The sequence below is a fragment of the Paenibacillus sp. Y301 genome (genome assembly GCF_059445505.1).
Genome location: NZ_JCAIUL010000012.1, coordinates 109,336 through 128,982, shown reverse-complemented (window position 1 = coordinate 128,982; position 19,647 = coordinate 109,336). Strand labels below are relative to the sequence as shown.

The following is a 19,647-nucleotide window of genomic DNA, read 5'->3' as shown; positions in this document are numbered from 1 at the left end:
CACATGGATGCAGAAAACCTCCATTACTTTGAAAAAGCACCGGTAGCAAAAGCTGTCGCTCACTTCGCTGTACCGATGATGCTAGGCACGTCAATGAGTGTCATATATTCCATCTTGAATGCCTACTTCCTTGGTACACTGGGCAATACGGCCATGTTAACCGCACTCGCATTAACCTTGCCGTTATTCGCAGCTATTATGGCGATAGGCAACTTGATTGGTATGGGTAGCGGTACATTCATCTCCCGTTTGCTGGGAGAGAAAAAATATAACGATGTAAAACATGTGTCTTCATTTGCCTTTTACAGTAGTTTAGTTCTTGGTCTTATCTTGATGGCCGTCGGCCTTCTATTTATCGATTCAATCGTACATGGCCTGGGAGCGACGCCTGACTCCTTCGCTTTCACGAAGGATTATGTCACGATAATGCTTATGGGTTCACCCATCGTCGTATTATTCTTCACACTGGAGAATATCGTGCGCTCGGAGGGTGCAGCCATCACGTCGATGATCGGTATGATTCTCAGTGTTATCGTAAATATCATTCTCGATGCGCTAGTCATCTTCGTCTTCCATTGGGACGTGATCGGCGTTGCATCAGCTACGGTCATTTCTAACTTGGTTGCGTGTGTATTTTTTGCCTTCCATATCAGAACTAAGAGTCAATTCCTAACCATTTCCGTAAAATGGTTCAAGGCTACCAAGAACATTCTAAGCAATGTATTCAAAATCGGAGTTCCCGTCTTTATTATGAGTATCTTCTTGGGTGCAATGTCGCTTATCTTTAACCATTTCCTTGTCGAATATGGGAATCAGGCCGTAGCCGCTTACGGAATATCATCACGTTTATTACAATTTCCTGAGTTTATACTGATGGGTTTATGCGAGGGTGTCGTGCCAATGATTGCCTTCTCTTTTACAGCGAATAAATTACGAATGAAGCATACCATTGGATTCACGATCAAGACGATTGTAGCCTTAGCCTTCGTGTTCGGCATCATCGTCTATCTGATCTCCGACCACTTAATTGGATTATTTACGAATGACCCGCAATTAATCGAAATGGGCAGCTACATTCTGCATGTAACGTTCTTATCCTTGTTCATTACAGGAATGACCACGTTGTTTACGGGCATCTTCCAAGCCACAGGACAAGGAACCGCCGCATTTATCATGTCCATTATTCAAGGAATCACATTGATTCCTGTGCTGTATCTCGCCAATCGAATGAATGGCTTTCACGGGGTGGTCTGGTCGATCGTCATAGCGGATGCCGTCGCGTTCCTTGTTGGAGCCCTCATTCTGTATGCTCTGCGGAACAAATTACAACCGGATCTGGATAGTTTGGTACAATAGAAAATATATAATAGGCAAAAAGGCAGGATAAGGGGGAATAAGGGCACTCCTCGATCCTGCCCTTTTTCGGTACCTGTTCGTATTCAGATGTTGCAAACCAGATAGCCTTCGATTTCATTCGCAGAGGGTAATTTGTCTAGATTTCGGCTGTATTTGTAACGTACAAATGTTGAATATAGAGTATGTGGATAACATATAAGTAACAGATAATTAAACTATTAAAATTAGGAGGGATTTTTATTTTATGAAATGGCACTCCGAACTCGATGTTGTAGTCGTTGGTAGCGGGGCAGGCGGAATTGTATCAGCAATTACAGCGTCACGCAACGGGTTAAACACATTGATTATTGAAAAGGGTGCTAAGTGGGGCGGCTCTTCAGCGCTTTCAGGTGGTGGGTTGTGGATTCCTAACAACCATGTATCGAAAAAGGCCGGATTACAGGATAGTGAAGAAGAAGCTTTAATGTACATGCAAGAAGTTATTAAAGATGTTGGACCGGCATCTACTTATGAACGCAAAGTTGCCTATGTAAAAAACGGACATGAAATGGTGAAATTTTTAGAGGATCTCGGCATGAAATGGGTAGCTGCCCCCCTTTATCCAGACTATTATCCTGAGAAACCCGGAGGAAAAATAGGTCGATCCATTGAAGGGGAAATCTTTGATTCCCGTGTATTAGGTGAATATGAACAGACCTTGCGCACTGGCGAAATCAAACCTCCGATCCCACTCTATTCAGGTAAAGTAGCATCCTTACCTAAAGCATTTACGAATGCAAAAGATTTTAATACCGTGGTCGGCATGTTTTTAAATGGCTTTAAACATAAATTGAAAGGCGCTCATGCTACTTCAATAGGTGCAGGTCTAGTAAGTCAATTACTCAAAATTGCATTAGATCACCAAATACCACTATGGCTCTCAACGCCATTAAAAGATTTAATCATTGAAGAAGACAACGTCGTAGGCATCGAAGTTGAAAAAGATGGGCAACCACATTTCATTAAGTGTAAGGCTGTTATTTTAGCAGGCGGCGGCTTTGAGCGAAATCCTGAATTAAGAAAAAAATATCATAATATCAGTACAGATTGGACGTCAGCAAGTGAAAGTAATACGGGAGATATGCTTTTAATTGCGCAAAAACATCAGTTAGATACGGCACTCTTAGATGATGCTTGGTGGGGACCAACGGCGATTGGCGCGAATGGCACAAGAAAATTCCTGGTTTACGAACGTTCTATGCCACACTCCATCATTGTTGATAGAACTGGAGTTAGATATTTCAATGAATCTGAATCATACGTGGATGCTGGTCATGCCATTTTTGAACAGCAAGAAAAGAACGGAAAAGCCATTCACTCTTGGCTCGTCTTAGAAAGCCGTAATCGAAATAAATATTTATTCGGAGATATGCTTCCTCATAGAACTCCCAAAAAGGAAATTAAAAGCGGTTTCTTAATTAAAGCAGATACAATTGAAGAATTAGCGCAACAATGTCAGATTGACTACGACGGATTAAAAGGAACGATCGATAAATTTAATCAGTTTGCAAAAAATGGAACAGATCAAGATTTTGGACGCGGAAATTCTGATTATGATAACTATTACGGCGATCCAACTTACAAAAATCCAAATTTAGGCGCTATTGAGAAACCTCCATTTTATGCGGTCAAAATTTATCCTGGTGATTTAGGAACTAAAGGCGGAATTGTGGCAAATGAACATGGTCAGGCATTACGTAATGGTCAACCCATCACAGGTCTTTATGCTACAGGGAACTGCTCGGCATCCGTTATGGGGCATGTATATCCTGGTCCAGGTTCGACCATTGGACCTACAACTGTATTCGGATACATATCCGCAAATCACATCAGCAAAACACTTATTAATTCAAAAGATTTACATTAGAATATAACCATAAGAGAAAGGCTATCTCTTTGAAAGAAATAGCCTTTCCTAAAGTCACGTAAATCTTCCATCTGCTGATAAGTCTTCAACCATTAAGAATGATTCGCTTCTTTACTACTTCGAGCATTTTTCTCATAACGGTATGCAAACCAAGTCGCCAATAAAGAACCCGAAATGTTATGCCATACGCTGAATATTGCACTCGGAACGGCTGCAACAGGATTGAAATGCGCGGATGCCAATGTGGCCCCAAGACCCGAGTTCTGCATTCCTGTCTCGAACAGAATGGCCTTGCGCTTGCTAGTATTCATACGGAACAATTTGGCAAATGAATAGCCTAATACATAGCCAAGAAGATTATGCAAAATAACGACTGCAAATATCAGCATGCCACTTTCAATAATTTGGGCTTTGCTGCCCCCTACCACAATTGCCACAATCACGATAATAGCAAGTGTTGATACAAGCGGAAGTACTTGAACACTGGCTTCAGCTTGTTTTTTGAATAATGCCTTTACGATAACACCGAGAATAATAGGAACAATAACGACCATTAGAATGTCCTTAATGAGTGCTCCCCCATCAATAGGCATCCATTGTCCTGCAAGTAAACTAATTAATGCTGGCGTAGCCAATGGAGCAATTATCGTGGATACCGAAGCGATGGATACACCCAGCGCAACATCTCCTTTTGCTAGCAACGTCATTACGTTAGAAGACGTACCGCTCGGACAACAACCGACAAGAATAACACCTACTGCGATATCTGGTGGTAAATTTAGCACGAGAGCCAACACATAAGCAAGTAGCGGCATAATTATGAAATGGCCAACAACACCAATCAACACTTCTAGCGGTCGACGAAATACTTCACGAAAGTCAGCAGCGGACAAGGTTAGTCCCATCCCAAACATGACAATCCCAAGAAAAAAAGAAATATACCCCTTTAAAGGGATAAAGAGATCAGGTATAAAAAAACCTAAACAAGCAAATAGAATGACCCATAGCGAAAATGTTCTTCCTACCAAACCACTGACCTTTGAAATTGCATTCATTTTACTGAGCCCCACTTCTACTGTAATATCTCGTTGTACGACAAATCCGATTATAATATTTCATTTTACGACAAACCCGATCAATAATCTATGGATTCCAATAATTACAAATTCTCTTTTTAGGAAGGCAGTTTGATATTTTCCTCGGTATGCTTCAGAAAAAATTAAAGCACCGAAATCAATAGGCCACTTCAATCTGCTTACACACTTTTAAAGATCGTTTCATATATTTGAATCATCTTTTTCTCAACACTAAATTGTCCTTGTTCGAGCTTCCATTTAACAATAAGCCCGATCGTTGCTGAAACATATGTATCCATTAATATTACGATATCTTCATGTTTCTGTATTTCATTCTTATCTATTGCTTGTTGAAGTAAAGATAATGTTCGCTCACGCGGTAGAAAATACGTGGAAAAATGTCTTCCTTCCATTGCAAATTCCGCCATTAAAATATGGTACATTAAATCATAGCCAATGGTTTCTATCATCTTCCCATGAGCTAGTTGATAAGCTTTAAGTCTTTCATTCGGTGATTCAATGGATTCGTTGAATTCAATTATTTTAATTTTTTTTTCAAACCAATAAAGCAACAAATCGTTTTTACTTTGAAAATGGTGATAGAATGAACCTCTTGTTACACCGATTTTTTTACAGATCAAATTGATACTAGCATTGTCAAACCCATCCTTATAAAATAAATCGATTGCGAAATCACATAAGTCTTCTTTTGTTGTAATCACTAATAAATCCTCATTTCAAAAAAGCAAAGTATAAAATAACCTTAATTCAAGTTTATTTTATACTTTGTTTCGTTTTGTGTAAATTATTCGTTTCCAGCTTAATATTTTATTCTAGTATCGAAGGATCTTCCCATTGCAAAGGCATCTTCTTCCCTACCCCAGCTCCGGAATCGATCGGAATGACTGCACCACTAATGAAACGCGCTAGATCAGAAGCTAAAAATAATGCAAGATAGCCTACCTCTTTTGGATCACCTAAACGGCCATTGGCGCTTAAATACCCAACGACTTCTTGAATTTTTTCTTCCGGTGTATTGGTCCAGACCCCCGTTTTAAATGTTCCAGGGCATATCGCATTCACTGTAATATTATGCATTCCATATTCTAAGGCAGCCGTTTTGGTATAGCCAACAACACCATGTTTAGATGCCGTATAAAGGCCCATTCCCGCGTTACCTAAGATCCCGGCCATCGAAGCTATATTTATAATAAAGCCGCTTGAGGATTTTGATTTCAAAATGCCTTTAATACCATATTTCATACCTAAAAAGACACTCTTCAAATTGATCGCAGTCAGCCTTTCGTATTCCTCAAGCTCATATTCGTGAGTAGGGCGATAAGAAGCTGCAATTCCAGCGTTATTAACGATCCCATCTAACTTACCGAATTTCTCAATCGTTGTTGCTATTAATTTCACCATGTCTTCTTCGGAACTCACATCGGTTTTCACGAAGAACGTAGTACCACCATTCTGATTTAACTCATCAGCTAATGCGCTTCCTTTTTCCTCGTTTATATCTGCCATAACCACGTTCATGCCATTTTCAGCAAAAGTTTGTGCGATGGCTCTTCCGAGTCCATCCGCTGCACCTGTGACAATAACAACTTTCCCTTTAACGTTGAATAACGTTTCCATTGAATCCCCTCCTCATCAAAACATACACTTGTATGTTTTGATTATATGAACTACAATAATCGGTGTCAAGCCATTGGTGTCAATCCACTTTTTATCGGAGGGATTCTATGAATCGAGAAATGTTTGATTTCATCGTTGTAGGTGCCCGTATAAAGCCTCCTATCCTTCTGATCAATTCTATTTGTATTACTCTGGCATTACTCTGGCAATGAAAAGTGCTACCCGTACAATCAATCTGCTCATCCAGCACCTAGAGGACATCGTGTGTTTGCAAAGGGACCGAGTTACTCATTGAACATAATGAAGTGAAAGGCGTGCGTTTTACAGGTGTAAAAAACTACGAAAACGCGATTTATTTTCAATAAAGAAATGTTAGCCGAATACGATGTTAAAGATGCAGCAAATTTAATGCCTTTAGGTACGATCTATGATAATGGTAACGGCATTCAATTAGGTATTTCAGCTGGGGGAGCTACCGATGCGAAGTACTGAATGCATCCAATCAACCGATTGCAGGATTATATGCAGCGGGGAGAACAGCTGTTGGAATATGTTCAAATAGTTATATCAGTGGTTTGTCGTTAGCCGACGCCGTTTTCTCGGGTAGAAGGGCAGCAGGACATGTGGCGAGTAAAGTAAGCACTTAATGTAGCAACAAACTGCAATATCCTAACAGGATATTGCAGTTTGTTGGTTCGCAGAGCAGTAGCCCTTTCGCGAGCCTTTCAAACCTTCTCCATGCAGCCATTTGGGCGCATTCTCCCTACCCTTTAATCCTCAGGTAAGTTTCTTCATCCGAGACAACATACAATTTCGCACCTTCGGGTATAGGCTCGTTAAGCTTACGGTTAATACTGAGGTCGCTACGATCGGACAATAGGGTTGCACCTTGAAGAAGTAAGTCCTGAAAGGCTTCTCCATAGGTCTTCCACGCACGATTTAGTGGTATCTCATAAATGTCATCGCCATGCTGGCGACTCAGCAGTTGCGTAATCACATCAGAATTGCCCTCTTGCAGAGCGGATCGTACAGCAAGTCTAGAGATGGCATCATGAGAAAGTACGAACTCATTTACATTAACGTGTTTGAAATTCCGAATATTCTTCTCCTGCATGATTTCTACCGTCGTATGCACCTGCGGGGCGATGCGCTCAATACTAGAAACGATCAACAAAGATTTACCATCAATTAGAGAAGACTCATCAATACGTGTGTCACCAAATATAATTGCCGCCTTTGCCTCATGTATATTGGCTTTAAGAAGGATTTCATCGCTAGAGGCATCCCCACTAATAAAATGAACCTGATCCATATGTTCTAGTGGATGTTGTCCTATCTCATCAATAATTACGATGTGACATTTGGGTGAATAACACAGGATCTCATCTACAGCAGACTGTGCTTTTTTGCTCCAATTCATTAAAATAACATGATTCTCACCACGAAAATTCAATGTACCCGCTCCCCTCCTTCTCTGCACCTCTCCAATGGAGTCAATGACCTTACCGATGACTAAGCTCAACAGACCTATACCAAAGATATATAGAAATATCGTAAATACCTTACCCATGATCGTTGCTGCAAAATAGTCACCATACCCAACCGTAGCCATCGTTGTCATGACCCAGTAAAATGCATTGAACCAATTGTGAAAGGTATCTGGCTCAAGTACAAAAGCAATGGTTGCACTCAGAACAATGAAGAACAGAATCATTAGCCCGATGGCTCTTTTCCTTAACCGCATCAACTTCGTGGATACCCTTAGAATAAAATGCATCCGCCTACCTCATCTCTGATCCAATAAATCTGGCCGCTCAAATGAATTAACATGAGCGGCCAGATTGACTCTTTTTTTGAAAACAAACTTGAATTAAATGATTAGACTACTAACTGCAAATGCTGTCCCAATAAATACCATACAGAGCATTACGCCAACAGCCACATTGCCTTTTTGCAGATGTTCTGAAATTCTAAAGCCAGGAGTTACTAATTCAAAAATCCAGTAAGCTGCGATCAGGCACAGATAACCTACCGCAAACCAAAGCATCATAAACCATATCGAAGTATTTGTAAAAGCTGCTACTCCTAGAATGATAGCGGTCGATACGAACTTTCCTCCCAGAGCTAGAGCTACTGCTACGTTTCCTTTTCTGAGCTCCTCCATATCCTTGAACGGAGTCATCCACATAAATATGGCCATACCTAACCATTGAAGAAATATGATTACTATTAAACTTACTACTAAATTAATAACGATCGTCATTTAGCCCACCCCCGAAATTTCGCATAGGCCGAATCATAATCGGCGAAATCATGTACTTCTTCTAATACCACTGATGTGGTTTTTTGTTTCTCAAGTGAGGTATAGCGCTTATCATCGATCGGCTGTTTGATCCGATTACCTGAAGGTAATTCAATTACGGCAAAATTTCTTGTTTTATCCTTATACTTCGTCTTATATACCCCTACAACATCAACATCGGTGGTTATGGATACTTTAAGATTCTTCAGGTCCTCTGCAGCTGTCTTCTGGTCTCCATATGATTTGATTGGGGTCCATGAAGACAATCGGATATCGTTACGTTGATTAGCATCTGTTGTAAGTTCAGCATCCATAAACTGCAATATCCATACTTTGTCACCTGTTGCATAGTTCCCGTCATTCGGTAAAAGCTCATTATCAGGCAAGACTGTCATATCGCTACCTATTAAGTCCCCTACTGAACTCTCCACAACCCTATAATCCCAAGGAACTCGCGATACGTTATCTGTCGTTTCTGCCGTAGTATCCGTGTGAAATACACTATTCTGATTATTAGAGCATGCACTTAACAAAAAGACCGTTAAAATCAGCAAACACACCGTAACTCCAATTCTTGGTGTTCGAACAAACTTATAAACGCCTTTTTTGCTATCTCTCTTCATATTCACTTATCTCACTCCTAACGCTATAAAATGACTGGCATTGCCTGTGATCAGTCCACCTGCTCGCCCGAGTAGCCCACAAGGTTTCCCGTTGATGACGAACATTCCGGTCAACAGATGAAGCTCACCTTCTGCTGTATGTATCCTAGCTAATTCAGCTCTCTTTTGATAAACAGAAGGAAATAACACGCTACTATCAAAACCATCCTCATCCTGAAGTTCTAGCGAACCACTGTCATCAAAAAGACGCACAGAGCCCCCTTCACGACCAAACACTGATTTGGATACAAAATTTCCTGAAAATACCGGTTTGTTATACGTAGGTAGAATGTATCGTTCGATAGCCCCGCGTTCTTCATCATTAAAGAGCAAGCCCAACTCATACATCCCCCATATCGCTGCCATGAGTCCCTTAGATTGCAGTAATATGCTGTGTGGTGAATTGAAGAGTTGTAGATTCCCGGTCTCTACCGCATAGGCCAGAGCATCTCCACCTTCGTCAACCGCCATCCATTCTTTAGGGTACAAGGCAAACATCCGTTTAATGATCCTACCCTCACCATCTTTTACGACACCGTTATCTATCGATAAATCTAAGCAGTCTACACATGTAATATCGAGCCCACTATGTCTTACAAGCGCTTCAATCGTACCAGAATCCTCTTGGTGACTTCCGTATGCAACACAAGCTACTGTATCTGGTCGCTCTTCTTTCCACGCTTCTGCAAGTAGCGCTTGCATCGATTGGTTCCCATGGGATATTCCTGCTTGCTCACAAATCCAAGGTGTAGCAATCGACGCTTCAACATAACCTGTAGGCGTATCTGCATTTAACTCCAATAGTTTAATATTCCCTTCATCATCCACTGCGTAATCGAACCGGGCATAACGACTGATAAGTCCCTGTTCGGGTAATGGACATGTGTCAAGCATCTCCCACAGGATGGGTGGAATACCGATCAGTTCATACAAATCATGTTTGTGGTGAACATAGCGAACGGTCTTGTCGAATATACCCCAGAGCTTACATGAGGCTTCTTCAAGCTCAAGATAAGTGTCCTTGTGCATGACGGCAATTGCATCCAACCAGTACTCCTCATCCTCAAGGTTTGCCCATGTAAATCCTAGCTTGTGCAATTGATCTACACGTGGTGCCCTTTCAAGAGCGGATTGATCCAGGAATTCAAATATAGGCTGACTATGAATCATCCTCCAAAACCACCACTCTTGCTCGAGCTTGATTTCGAGGAAGAACTAGAAACTGAGCTTGATTTTGAACTAGAAGAAGAACTAGAAGAAGAACTAGAAGAACTCAACCCACTAGACTTGCCCCCGATACTTCCTGCTTTTGTCGAAGTAGATCTTCTTGTAATGGAGCCACTGGAGGATGTTGATGTTTTGGGTTTGACCACAGAACCAGCAACATTCTTATTCTGAAACTTATCACTACTATAAGTATTAGGTTTATATGTGGTCTTTGTACCTGCGTAATAGGTAGGGCGATTGTTGTTCCATCCTCTAGAAGAATAATTAGATCCACTGTTAAATAACATGTGGTACAATAACAAATCATCCCAACCGAAACCAGAATTATAACCATTATAGTTGTTCACTACAGTCGTACCATTAGATGTCGCTACATCTTGAGCCTGTTGCACAGGCTCTTGTTTGTCTTCCTCTGGATATGGAATGTTCCAGTCAACATTTTTGTCGAAATAAGCTTTGACTTCTTCAGTAGACCAAGACAAGAGCTGAGGATCTTCCCCAGAGGCACTAGTACTCCCACTTGCGCTCACAGCACCCGGAACAAACAGAGCATTAGCCAGTAGAGCAATACCTAACGAAGTAGACAATATGCGTATTGGCTTTCCTTCAGAGGTGAATAATTTCGATACCGGTAGTTCTTTAGCATTTTCATTTTTAGTCACCATATAGTCCTCCTTCCCTGATCAATATCATTCATTACGCATCGGGACAAGTAGAAGCTCAAGCTTCCCTTCATCCACATTCAATCTTCCTTCGACTGCTTCATACTCCTTACTACCTACCACAAGATAATTGACATGCTCTAATGCAGTAATCATATTCATACTCCACGTACGTTCCTCAATGACACGTAGCACACCTTCTGGCATTTTTTCAAACAAAATGACACTCATCCCATTATCCATCTATCATCCCATCCTTCCTCATAACCCTTACATTTCTGATACGGTATTCGTAGCTATATGTTTCATTTCCCAATGATTTAACCCATTCCATATAACAAATAATCACATTTTCTCAATGGTGTTTTTGAAACGATGATTTTACAATATACTTCTATATTAGTGCTCTTAGTTTGTTAAGGATAGAGGTCTATTTTGTTTTAATTTGCAAATAAAGTTCAGTTAAAGTAGAAATTTGTCGAAATATGTTTTTCAATGAACAAAAATGAATTGAAGTTGTTATTAGCTATTCCACCAGGGTATATCTAGAATTGGTTGAGCTAATCTTCCCTTTCAAGCCTGGTGTCATATAGATGTGATTATCTTCCATAATAAACATGGCTTCTACATCCTTCTTCTCACTTACATACGCCATTCCTTCTTCTAAATCCATAACAACCAAAGCTGTCGAGAGCACATCCGCATCCGTCGCCGTCCCACCAACAATGGTTACACTCTTGATGCCATTCTGCGTAGGAAATCCTGTCTTCGGATCTAGAATATGATGATATCTTACACCGTTCTCCATGAAGAATCGCTCGTATACCCCCGATGAATCAATCGTTTCATTGTCGATTTGAATGAGCGCCAATTGTTCCCCACGCTCACGATCAGGGTCCTGAAGACCAATACGCCATGATTCACCGCTAGGTTTACTACCGATTGCAATGATACTGCTGCCCCCAAGATCAATAATCGCACTTTCAATCTGTTCTTGATGTAAATAATCAGCAACAAGGTCTGCCGCATATCCCTTACCAATCCCACCAAGATCAAGGGCCATCCCTTCTTTTGCAAGTTTAATCGTGGAACGTTCTTCATCCATTTCAATATCATTATAATTAACGAGAGATTTCGCCCGAAGGATGTCATCTGCATCCGGTACATGCTCACCACCATTTCCAATCTTCCAGAGATTAATAAGTGGACCAATGCTCGGATCAAATGTTCCTTTCGTATCTCGTGCGTAATCAATAGATACCTTTACAAGGTTGAATGTCTCTGAAGATACTTTAATCGCTTCTTTTCCTGCTGCTTGATTAACGTCGTAGATCTCACTATTGTTATTTGACATATTGATCTGTTGATCAATGACATCAAGCATCTGCTCAATCTTAGTCAGATGTTTGTCAGCTGCATCATCTCCATACAATTTCAGATTGATCACCGTATCGAATTTGAAGAGCGTCTTTGCTACTAGTTGTTTGGATGGATCATCCTTCGTTGAACTTGAACTATGATTCCAATAGAATAGCCCTATCCCTGCAACTACGATTAGAAGAACCACGAATCCCCAAATCTTAATCTTTCTACTCATCATCATGTTGTCCCACCTATCCACAAAAAATCTTCATATTAAAATATTAAAATCAAATAGATTATCCATGACTGGACCTCTCTCTGTAAGTGATATTCATCATACTACAATGTAAACTCACACAACATAAAAAAATGGCAGACCCGAACAAAATCATCCTGTTCGGAACTACCATTCTTAGTTATATGCATTACGTTACGATCCAAGCACCTCAGAGACTCGGTCTGGCGTGAAGAAGAGTGGTAGATATTCTTTATTAGCTTCCAACATTTCATCCAGCATATGAATAGCTACTTCCACAGATGGCACGAGCGGATGATGTGCTAGCGCTTGAATCGCAAGACCGCGATCTCCGGTTACAGCTGCATCTATGGCTAATTGCTCATAGATTTTGACAGCATGGATTAACCCTTTAGCTGAACGCGGGATCTTCGTGAGTGGTAAAGGGAGTGGACCGTTTTTGGTAACAATACAGTTCACTTCAATGCTAGCGTCATCCGGTAAAAAGTCCAATATCCCATTATTCGCAACATTGAGTGTTTGAATATCATTGGTGCCATTGTATAAAGACCTCATCAGATTGACCGCAGCTTCAGAATAAAAGGCTCCTCCACGTTGTTCCAGTTGTTTGGGCTTATCTTTCAGTTCTGGGTCACTGTATAACTCAAATAGTTCTTCTTCTACGCGTTTCACGACTTCCGCACGATTGCCGCCTTCTTTGTAGGATTCAAGTTGATCTTTCAACATATCATCCGTCATGTAAAAGTATTTCAAATAGTATGATGGCAAAGCTCGTAGAGACTGGAGAAATTCCGGATTCCATTCACAGGCAGGTACGTTCTTAGCACTGTATCCTGCTGTATCTGCTAACATCTCGTCTAATTTATCCTCGCCTTCAACATCAATACGAGTAATCCAGTGAAGATGGTTTAACCCTACGAATTCAGCGTATATACGATCAGGCGCAACTCCGTACTTTGCTGAAGTCTGCTTAATAAGTCCAATCGGCGCATTACACAGCCCAATACTTTTTACATTAGAATACTTAATGATCGCCTCAGTGACCATACCAGCTGGATTCGTAAAATTAAGTAGCCATGCGTCGGGAGCAAGTTCTTCTATATCTCGGCAGATATCTAGTAGAACTGGGATTGTCCGCAGTGCCTTCATCATCCCGCCAGGACCCGTCGTTTCTTGACCAATGACCCCGTATTTCAGTGGAATGGATTCGTCTCGACCACGTGCATCCAACATCCCTACACGCATCTGGGTACTGACAAAATCGGCACCCGCAATGGCCTGACGTCGGTCTGTTGTTAGATGAATCTGAATTGGAAGTCCTGACTTCTCAACCATACGTTTAGCTAGATTACCGACGATCGTAAGCTTACGTAATCCAGCTTCGATATCAACGAGCCATAATTCACGAACAGGAAGTTCTGCATAATGTAGGATGAAGCCCTCTACCAACTCTGGCGTATAAGAAGACCCTCCGCCGATCACAGCTATTTTAAGCGTTCTATTTGTAGACATATTTATAATTCACATCCTATCGTATCGTTTGTTTGATCCGTTCGAAATCATAGAACGATCCCATTCTCTCATATACATCTTTACTGATCGTCCGTCCGTCTTCTTCCATAGCAGACCACACAGCACCAACAACGGGTTCGGCTCTCAGTGTTACGATAGACGCATGAGGTGCAACCTGATGTAGTGCCTTCTCGATAGGACCACGAATCCATCCTCGATCCCCCCTTGTTAGCAGACTGCCTACAAGTACAACATCAAATAGATCGGTTTCCATGCCTAATCTCTGCACAATCGCTGTAGCCGATTTACCAAGTTCAACACCCTGATGATGTAAAATTTCTAGTGCTACGGCATCCTGCCCAGCTGCTGCTTCGAATAACAATTTCGCCGCATCTACGGGTACACTTCTTGCGTTATCTTGATAATCATTAAACATGGTCGTAACCGTGTCATACCCAAGAAACTGAAGTAACAAATCGGTTAATCGAGTTGGCTGTTCTCGACCGTCCCATGCACGGATGACAGAGCGGAACACCTCAATGTTCAGCGCACCTCCGCCACCAAAGTCACCATACATATAATCAAAACCACCACATTGGTAATGTACACCTTGTGGATTTCTACCAGCGGAATTCGTTCCTGTTCCGCAGATGATAGCAATGCCGTATGGTTGATTGGTTCCTGCACGAAGGCCAATCATGGTGTCGCAGTTAAGGGTATAGTTCGTAAATCCAATATGTCGGATCAACGGATGTAAAATCATGTAATCCGCTTCGCGATCTGCACCTGCAAGACCTAGATAGGTATGTTGGATGTCCTCAAGCCGAATACCCGCCTCCGAAATTGCACTTAGCGTAGCCTCTCGTATACTATTTGCTGCTATAGTAGCGTTAATCTGGTGGTTGCCGTTGCCGCTCTTGCCTTTCCCCAATACATTTCCGAACTCGTCAGTAAGCAAGGCATACGTCTTCGTTCCTCCCCCATCGATTCCCAAGTAGTAAGCCAATAGTCGTCACTCCTATAATAAATTAAATATCAGCAAGAATACGTTTTCCTGATGATTCCCTAACAATCAGTTCCGGTTCAATTCTATGGCTTGATGCACGTTTCATCGAACCGTCTATACGCTTTAACAACATATCTGCCGCAAGGAGTCCAATCTTGTCAGCCGGTTGGCGAACAGTGGTTAGATGCGGACGAAGTTGAGAAGCGATGTATTGATCATCATACCCGACGATGGCTACCGTCTCTGGAATACGAATTCCAGCTTCCATCAAAGCATTAATCACGCCAAGAGCAATGTTGTCATCACCTGCAAATACCGCAGACGGCAATGTGCCTTCACGGAGCCATTTGCTACAAGCCTCATAACCAAATTCAATTTCAAATTCTCCATGTAACGTCTCAAATGACGTGAGCCCTCTCTCCTGCAAGGCTTGAAGAAATCCATTACGACGTTCACATGTACTACGAAACATCTCATTACCGCACAGATGAGCAATGGACGTATGACCTAAATCAAGCAGATGGCGGGTCGCTTCATACCCTCCCTTGAAATTATCAATCGTTACCGAGAAGGCATCATTCTCCGGCTTCTGATTATCGATCAAGACGTATGGGATATTGCGTCGCTTTAATTCTAAAATATAGTTGTCTTCCTCTATAGGTGAGAGCAAGATCATCCCATCCACACGGTCTTCCTGAATCAGATAGTGATTTCCATCGGAACCGATATCAGTAGATACAGAGACAGCAAGAAAATAACCGTGTAATGCAAGTACATCGTTGAGCTCCTTCACGACTGCATCAAAGAATGAATCCTGTAATGTTGTCACGATGATTCCGATGATACCTGTTTTGCCACGTGCAAGGCTGCGAGCAGCCGCATTAGGATGATAATCCAGCTCCTTAATAGCATCAAGCACACGCTGGCGGTTTTTTTCACGTACCGATTCTGCACCATTTAATACGCGAGAGACCGTTACGACAGACAATCCTGATTTTTTTGCTACATCATAAATGCTTACCTTCATTATATTAATTCTCCTTGCGGCGTAATTTTCCGTTCATACACACTACTCTTAGTATACATGGACAGAAGCCTTACCGCTAAGCATATGCTTTCAATGCTGATACACCGTCCCTCCCGGGACGGTGCAGGAACATCTAGCGTTTGATAATTTCTTCAACTTTCTTTTGAATGATTGGCATAACTTCTTCAACGGTCTGGTGTCCGCTCTCGATCGGTTGCATTTCGTTAATGAACATATCATTAATCTGCGAGTAGTTCGTAATCAGATGGTTATACGATTCAAATCCGTATTTCACACCACCTTCATACACCCTTTTCACATCTTCAGGATCGATCCCTTCAAAGTGTTGATAGTAGGTTTCGGCTGCATCTGTATTGACAGGAGGATTACCTCCACTTAGTTCAATAGACTTCGTCTGAACATCCGTTGTAACCAAGTACTTAATCCACTCGAAGGCTTCTTTTGGATGCTTAGAGCCTTTAAGAATTAGCAATGGATCCACAAACAATGTACTGCGGACTTTTTCATTACCACCCCAAGGAACAGCGGCTATACCGATTTTGAATGGAAAATCATTAGCTCCTGCAAGACTCCAAGAGCCGTTAACAGACATCCCAATCTTGCCCGCGACAAAAGGATCCCCATTCTGTCCTGCTACACTCTTACTCCATTCCGTCGTTGGTGCAACCTTCTCTTTAAGGACAAGTCCAAACAATTGGTTGTAGGCCGCCATCACTTCTGGAGAGTCAAAATGTGTTGCAGAAGGGACACCACCGTTCGTCCAAGTGTCTTCGGAATAGGGCTCTGCTCCGAAATAGAGTGGGCGCATATCGCGTTCTGCCCATGTGAAGTCAACCCCATACTGCGTTTTGCCAATGTCGTCGGATACAACCGTCATTTTTCTAGCATCTTCCACCATTTTATCGAATGTCCAACTCTTATCTTCATAGTCACTAGGAGGATATGGTAGATTCGCGGCATCAAACATATCTTTGTTAAACAGCATGAGCGTTACATACATATTGACTGGTACACCATAAGTGCGATCTTTGACCTTATAAATGTTCATTAGATTGTCCGGTATATTGTAATCAGCAGCTTTAAAACCGTCTTCTTTAATGATATCTGTCAGATCAAGCAGCATATCTTTATTGTAGTACTCTGCGAAACCTCCATACCCATAATGGCTTGTTACATCTGGTGATTTCCCCCCAGCAATTAGCGTCTGAAGCTTGCTATCGAACTGTTCATAAGGAGCCTTCTCAACCTTAACTTTAATGTTCGGATGATCCTTTTCGAAGTCAGGAATAAGCTTCTCAATAAAGGTACGGTCTTCGGAATCGATGGTGTAATGGGTAATCGTCACTTTTTCACCTTTACTAGAATCGCTGTTACCCCCGCTATTCGTAGGAGCTACTTCACCTGCAGATTTGCCTCCACTACATCCTGAGAGTGCCATAACAATACCCATTGTCGTAGCAAGTAGAAGTACAAACGTTCTTCTTTTCCTGTTCTTGTTCATGAGTCATTCCTCCATTGATTCAAGTGATTTCGTTCCGCAATACTACGGTGTGTCGGTTACTTGATGCCAGTAAGTACAATGCCCTCAACGAATCGTTTCTGGGCTATGGCAAATAAGGTGACGATAGGTACCATGGCCAACACAGAGGCGACCATCAACAAATGCCATGGAGGAATACGGAATCGTGATGATGTAAGTGAAGACATACCCACGGGAAGTGTGAATTTCTCAGATGAACTTAAGTAAAGTACAGGGGTAAGCAGGTCATTCCAACTATAGATAAAAGCAAAGATCGCGACAGTAGCAAGTGCGGGTCCAGAGAGTGGCAGGGCGATCTTCAGCCACATTCGGAACTCACTACAGCCATCAATACGTCCTGCATCGAACAACTCATCAGGTAGCGTCGTGAAAAATTGACGTAATAGAAAGATGTTATATGCTGAACCGAAGAAGGCAGGAACGATCAGCGGTAGAAATGTATCAATCCAGTTCATTTTAGAGAAGAGAATGAACTGTGGAATCATGATGGCTGGATATGGAAGCATCATCGTACTAAGCAGAAGCATGAACCAAACGTTTCTACCCTTCCCCTTATATCTAGCAAATCCATAAGCCACTAACGATGAGGACAACAATGTTCCTATAACCGTCATTCCTCCAATAAATAAGCTGTTCCCGTATAAGGTCCCGAACTGTAATGTGTCGAAAATCTCCTTATAGTTGCTCCACTGCCAACTTTCCGGAAGAAATGTGGGTGGGAACTTGAGCATCTCCCGCTTTGACTTCAACGAGGTAGATACCATAAAGAATAAGGGCAACAGCATAATAAATGTGATAATGATTAGTGTAATAAAGCTGCCGATACTCACCACATCAAATTTGCGCTTGTGTTTAACTTTGGAGGACGGAGAATTGGGCTCAGTAGCTGGTAGTGTGCTCATTTATTTCCGCCTCCTTCATAGTGAACATAACGGTTCGATAACTTCATAATTAAAGCTGTGAACAGCATGACCACGATGAGTAACACCCATGCAAGCGCGGATGAGTAACCTGCTCGGTATTCTTTGAAAGCGCTGGTGTACAAGTTATAGACATAGAACCACGTCGAATAGTTCGGTCCCCCTTGTGTCATAACAAAAGCTTGTGTGAACACTTGGAAAGAATCAATCACACCCATGATGAGTTGGAATAGTAGTATTGGTGAGATCATCGGCAATGTCACGTTCAAGAAAATTTTGAATCGTCCTGCCCCATCCAACTTGGCTGCTTCAATCAGACTGGAAGGCACACCTTGAAGACCTGCTAGAAACAGAATCATACCAGTCCCTGCCGTCCATAAGGACATAATGATCAAGGCATACAATGCAGTATCAGGGTTCATGAGCCATGCTGGCCCTTTGATACCAACCCATGAGAGCATGTAATTAAACAGACCAATTTGAGGATTGAAGATCCAGTACCAGAGGAGAGACATCGCTACACCTGACACCATGCTCGGAAAATACATGGCTGTCCGGAAAAATCCTCGAAAGCGAATTTTCTGATTCAGTAGCAAAGCAAATCCTAATCCAAGCAGAAGCTGTATAGGAACGCTAATAATCGTATACCTAAGCGTCACCGTAACAGATTTCCAGAACAGCTCGTTGTTGAACATCTCTGTGTAATTAGCAAGTCCGATGAACTTGGGTGGGTGAATGATGTCATACTCCGTGAAGCTATAATAGAGTGATGACAGAATGGGGTATAGTGCAAATACAAGGAAGCCGATGAGCCAAGGAGAAATGAACACGTACATGTAAAAAGTTTGCCGACGGCTTTCACGATGGGTCACGGAAACACCAACCTTTCCCAGCTCATAAAGTTAAAGCGCTTTAACTTTATGGAATAATAAATCCATCATAATGAGCTATACCTTACACTTCATGTCTGAAAGTTAAAGTGCTTTAACTTTCACTTCATCCTGTTGACAATATCATAGTGGATGTATTTCAAATAATCAATACCTTTTTTGGCTCAACAACATAACTAGTCTTTGACAGTTTCTCATAGGATGCCCGCTACAATGACAGATTGTCCTTACGATCGCTGTTGCCCTCCGATTTCTTGATTGTGTTCCGCTTCTAGCGGTTGAAA

General features: G+C 41.8%; 19 protein-coding genes. 3 read left to right on the top strand and 16 right to left on the bottom strand.

From position 1 onward, the window contains the following. Nucleotides 1-3: 3 nt before the first annotated feature. The gene (locus AC1D69_RS19345) at nucleotides 4-1,356 is read left to right on the top strand and encodes an MATE family efflux transporter (protein ID WP_495457784.1); all 1,353 of its coding nucleotides are present in this window, start codon (nucleotides 4-6) and stop codon (nucleotides 1,354-1,356) included. A 244-nt stretch (nucleotides 1,357-1,600) separates the two neighbouring features. Further along, nucleotides 1,601-3,262 (top strand): FAD-dependent oxidoreductase, encoded by a 1,662-nt coding sequence (locus AC1D69_RS19340; protein WP_495457779.1) that lies wholly within the window; start codon nucleotides 1,601-1,603, stop codon nucleotides 3,260-3,262. A 92-nt stretch (nucleotides 3,263-3,354) separates the two neighbouring features. On the opposite strand, the gene AC1D69_RS19335 is transcribed toward AC1D69_RS19340, so the two are convergent. The 3 genes from AC1D69_RS19335 to AC1D69_RS19325 all read right to left on the bottom strand — a co-directional run bounded on the left by AC1D69_RS19335 (nucleotide 3,355) and on the right by AC1D69_RS19325 (nucleotide 5,976). Continuing rightward, on the bottom strand, nucleotides 3,355-4,317 hold the full coding sequence (locus AC1D69_RS19335; RefSeq protein ID WP_495457778.1) for a bile acid:sodium symporter family protein: 963 nt from the start codon (nucleotides 4,315-4,317) through the stop codon (nucleotides 3,355-3,357). A 200-nt stretch (nucleotides 4,318-4,517) separates the two neighbouring features. Continuing rightward, nucleotides 4,518-5,060 carry a TetR/AcrR family transcriptional regulator gene (locus tag AC1D69_RS19330; protein ID WP_495457777.1) on the bottom strand — a complete coding sequence of 181 codons (543 nt, stop codon included), beginning with the start codon at nucleotides 5,058-5,060 and terminating at the stop codon, nucleotides 4,518-4,520. A gap of 106 nt (nucleotides 5,061-5,166) precedes the next feature. Next, nucleotides 5,167-5,976 (bottom strand): SDR family NAD(P)-dependent oxidoreductase, encoded by an 810-nt coding sequence (locus AC1D69_RS19325; protein WP_495457776.1) that lies wholly within the window; start codon nucleotides 5,974-5,976, stop codon nucleotides 5,167-5,169. A 369-nt stretch (nucleotides 5,977-6,345) separates the two neighbouring features. Here AC1D69_RS19325 and AC1D69_RS19320 point away from each other — a divergent pair, with 369 nt between their 5' ends. Then, nucleotides 6,346-6,468 carry a hypothetical protein gene (locus AC1D69_RS19320; RefSeq protein WP_495457775.1) on the top strand — a complete coding sequence of 41 codons (123 nt, stop codon included), beginning with the start codon at nucleotides 6,346-6,348 and terminating at the stop codon, nucleotides 6,466-6,468. Nucleotides 6,469-6,739: 271 nt separating this feature from the next. Here the strand turns inward: AC1D69_RS19320 and AC1D69_RS19315 are convergent, their stop codons facing one another. The 13 genes from AC1D69_RS19315 to AC1D69_RS19255 all read right to left on the bottom strand — a co-directional run bounded on the left by AC1D69_RS19315 (nucleotide 6,740) and on the right by AC1D69_RS19255 (nucleotide 19,309). Further along, nucleotides 6,740-7,753 carry a potassium channel family protein gene (locus AC1D69_RS19315; protein WP_495457774.1) on the bottom strand — a complete coding sequence of 338 codons (1,014 nt, stop codon included), beginning with the start codon at nucleotides 7,751-7,753 and terminating at the stop codon, nucleotides 6,740-6,742. A 93-nt stretch (nucleotides 7,754-7,846) separates the two neighbouring features. Next, on the bottom strand, nucleotides 7,847-8,239 hold the full coding sequence (locus tag AC1D69_RS19310; protein ID WP_495457773.1) for a DUF350 domain-containing protein: 393 nt from the start codon (nucleotides 8,237-8,239) through the stop codon (nucleotides 7,847-7,849). Further along, on the bottom strand, nucleotides 8,236-8,901 hold the full coding sequence (locus AC1D69_RS19305) for a signal peptide protein (protein ID WP_495457783.1): 666 nt from the start codon (nucleotides 8,899-8,901) through the stop codon (nucleotides 8,236-8,238). Before AC1D69_RS19305 ends, AC1D69_RS19310 begins: the two co-directional genes overlap by 4 nt. 6 nt (nucleotides 8,902-8,907) lie before the next feature. Next, nucleotides 8,908-10,110, bottom strand: a complete 1,203-nt coding sequence (locus AC1D69_RS19300) for a glutathionylspermidine synthase family protein (RefSeq protein ID WP_495457772.1) — start codon at nucleotides 10,108-10,110, stop codon at nucleotides 8,908-8,910. Further along, nucleotides 10,107-10,829 carry a hypothetical protein gene (locus tag AC1D69_RS19295; RefSeq protein WP_495457771.1) on the bottom strand — a complete coding sequence of 241 codons (723 nt, stop codon included), beginning with the start codon at nucleotides 10,827-10,829 and terminating at the stop codon, nucleotides 10,107-10,109. The genes AC1D69_RS19300 and AC1D69_RS19295 overlap by 4 nt, the downstream gene beginning before the upstream one ends. 27 nt (nucleotides 10,830-10,856) lie before the next feature. Beyond that, nucleotides 10,857-11,072: a hypothetical protein gene (locus tag AC1D69_RS19290; protein WP_495457770.1), complete on the bottom strand. Its 216-nt coding sequence runs from the start codon at nucleotides 11,070-11,072 to the stop codon at nucleotides 10,857-10,859. Nucleotides 11,073-11,355: 283 nt separating this feature from the next. Then, entirely contained in the window at nucleotides 11,356-12,432 is a 1,077-nt protein-coding gene (locus tag AC1D69_RS19285; RefSeq protein WP_495457769.1) for an FAD:protein FMN transferase, read from the bottom strand. A 189-nt stretch (nucleotides 12,433-12,621) separates the two neighbouring features. Next, a complete protein-coding gene (locus AC1D69_RS19280) occupies nucleotides 12,622-13,959 on the bottom strand; it encodes a 6-phospho-beta-glucosidase (protein ID WP_495457768.1) in 1,338 nt (445 codons plus the stop codon). Nucleotides 13,960-13,975: 16 nt separating this feature from the next. After that, nucleotides 13,976-14,965 (bottom strand): N-acetylglucosamine kinase, encoded by a 990-nt coding sequence (locus AC1D69_RS19275; RefSeq protein ID WP_495457767.1) that lies wholly within the window; start codon nucleotides 14,963-14,965, stop codon nucleotides 13,976-13,978. A 22-nt stretch (nucleotides 14,966-14,987) separates the two neighbouring features. Beyond that, the gene (locus AC1D69_RS19270; protein ID WP_495457766.1) at nucleotides 14,988-15,992 is read right to left on the bottom strand and encodes a LacI family DNA-binding transcriptional regulator; all 1,005 of its coding nucleotides are present in this window, start codon (nucleotides 15,990-15,992) and stop codon (nucleotides 14,988-14,990) included. 133 nt (nucleotides 15,993-16,125) lie between these two features. After that, on the bottom strand, nucleotides 16,126-17,514 hold the full coding sequence (locus AC1D69_RS19265) for an ABC transporter substrate-binding protein (protein WP_495457765.1): 1,389 nt from the start codon (nucleotides 17,512-17,514) through the stop codon (nucleotides 16,126-16,128). 56 nt (nucleotides 17,515-17,570) lie between these two features. Further along, nucleotides 17,571-18,455, bottom strand: a complete 885-nt coding sequence (locus AC1D69_RS19260; RefSeq protein WP_495457764.1) for a carbohydrate ABC transporter permease — start codon at nucleotides 18,453-18,455, stop codon at nucleotides 17,571-17,573. Further along, nucleotides 18,452-19,309, bottom strand: coding sequence for a carbohydrate ABC transporter permease (locus AC1D69_RS19255; RefSeq protein WP_495457763.1), 858 nt, complete (start codon nucleotides 19,307-19,309; stop codon nucleotides 18,452-18,454). The genes AC1D69_RS19260 and AC1D69_RS19255 overlap by 4 nt, the downstream gene beginning before the upstream one ends. Between the last annotated feature and the right edge of the window lie 338 nt (nucleotides 19,310-19,647).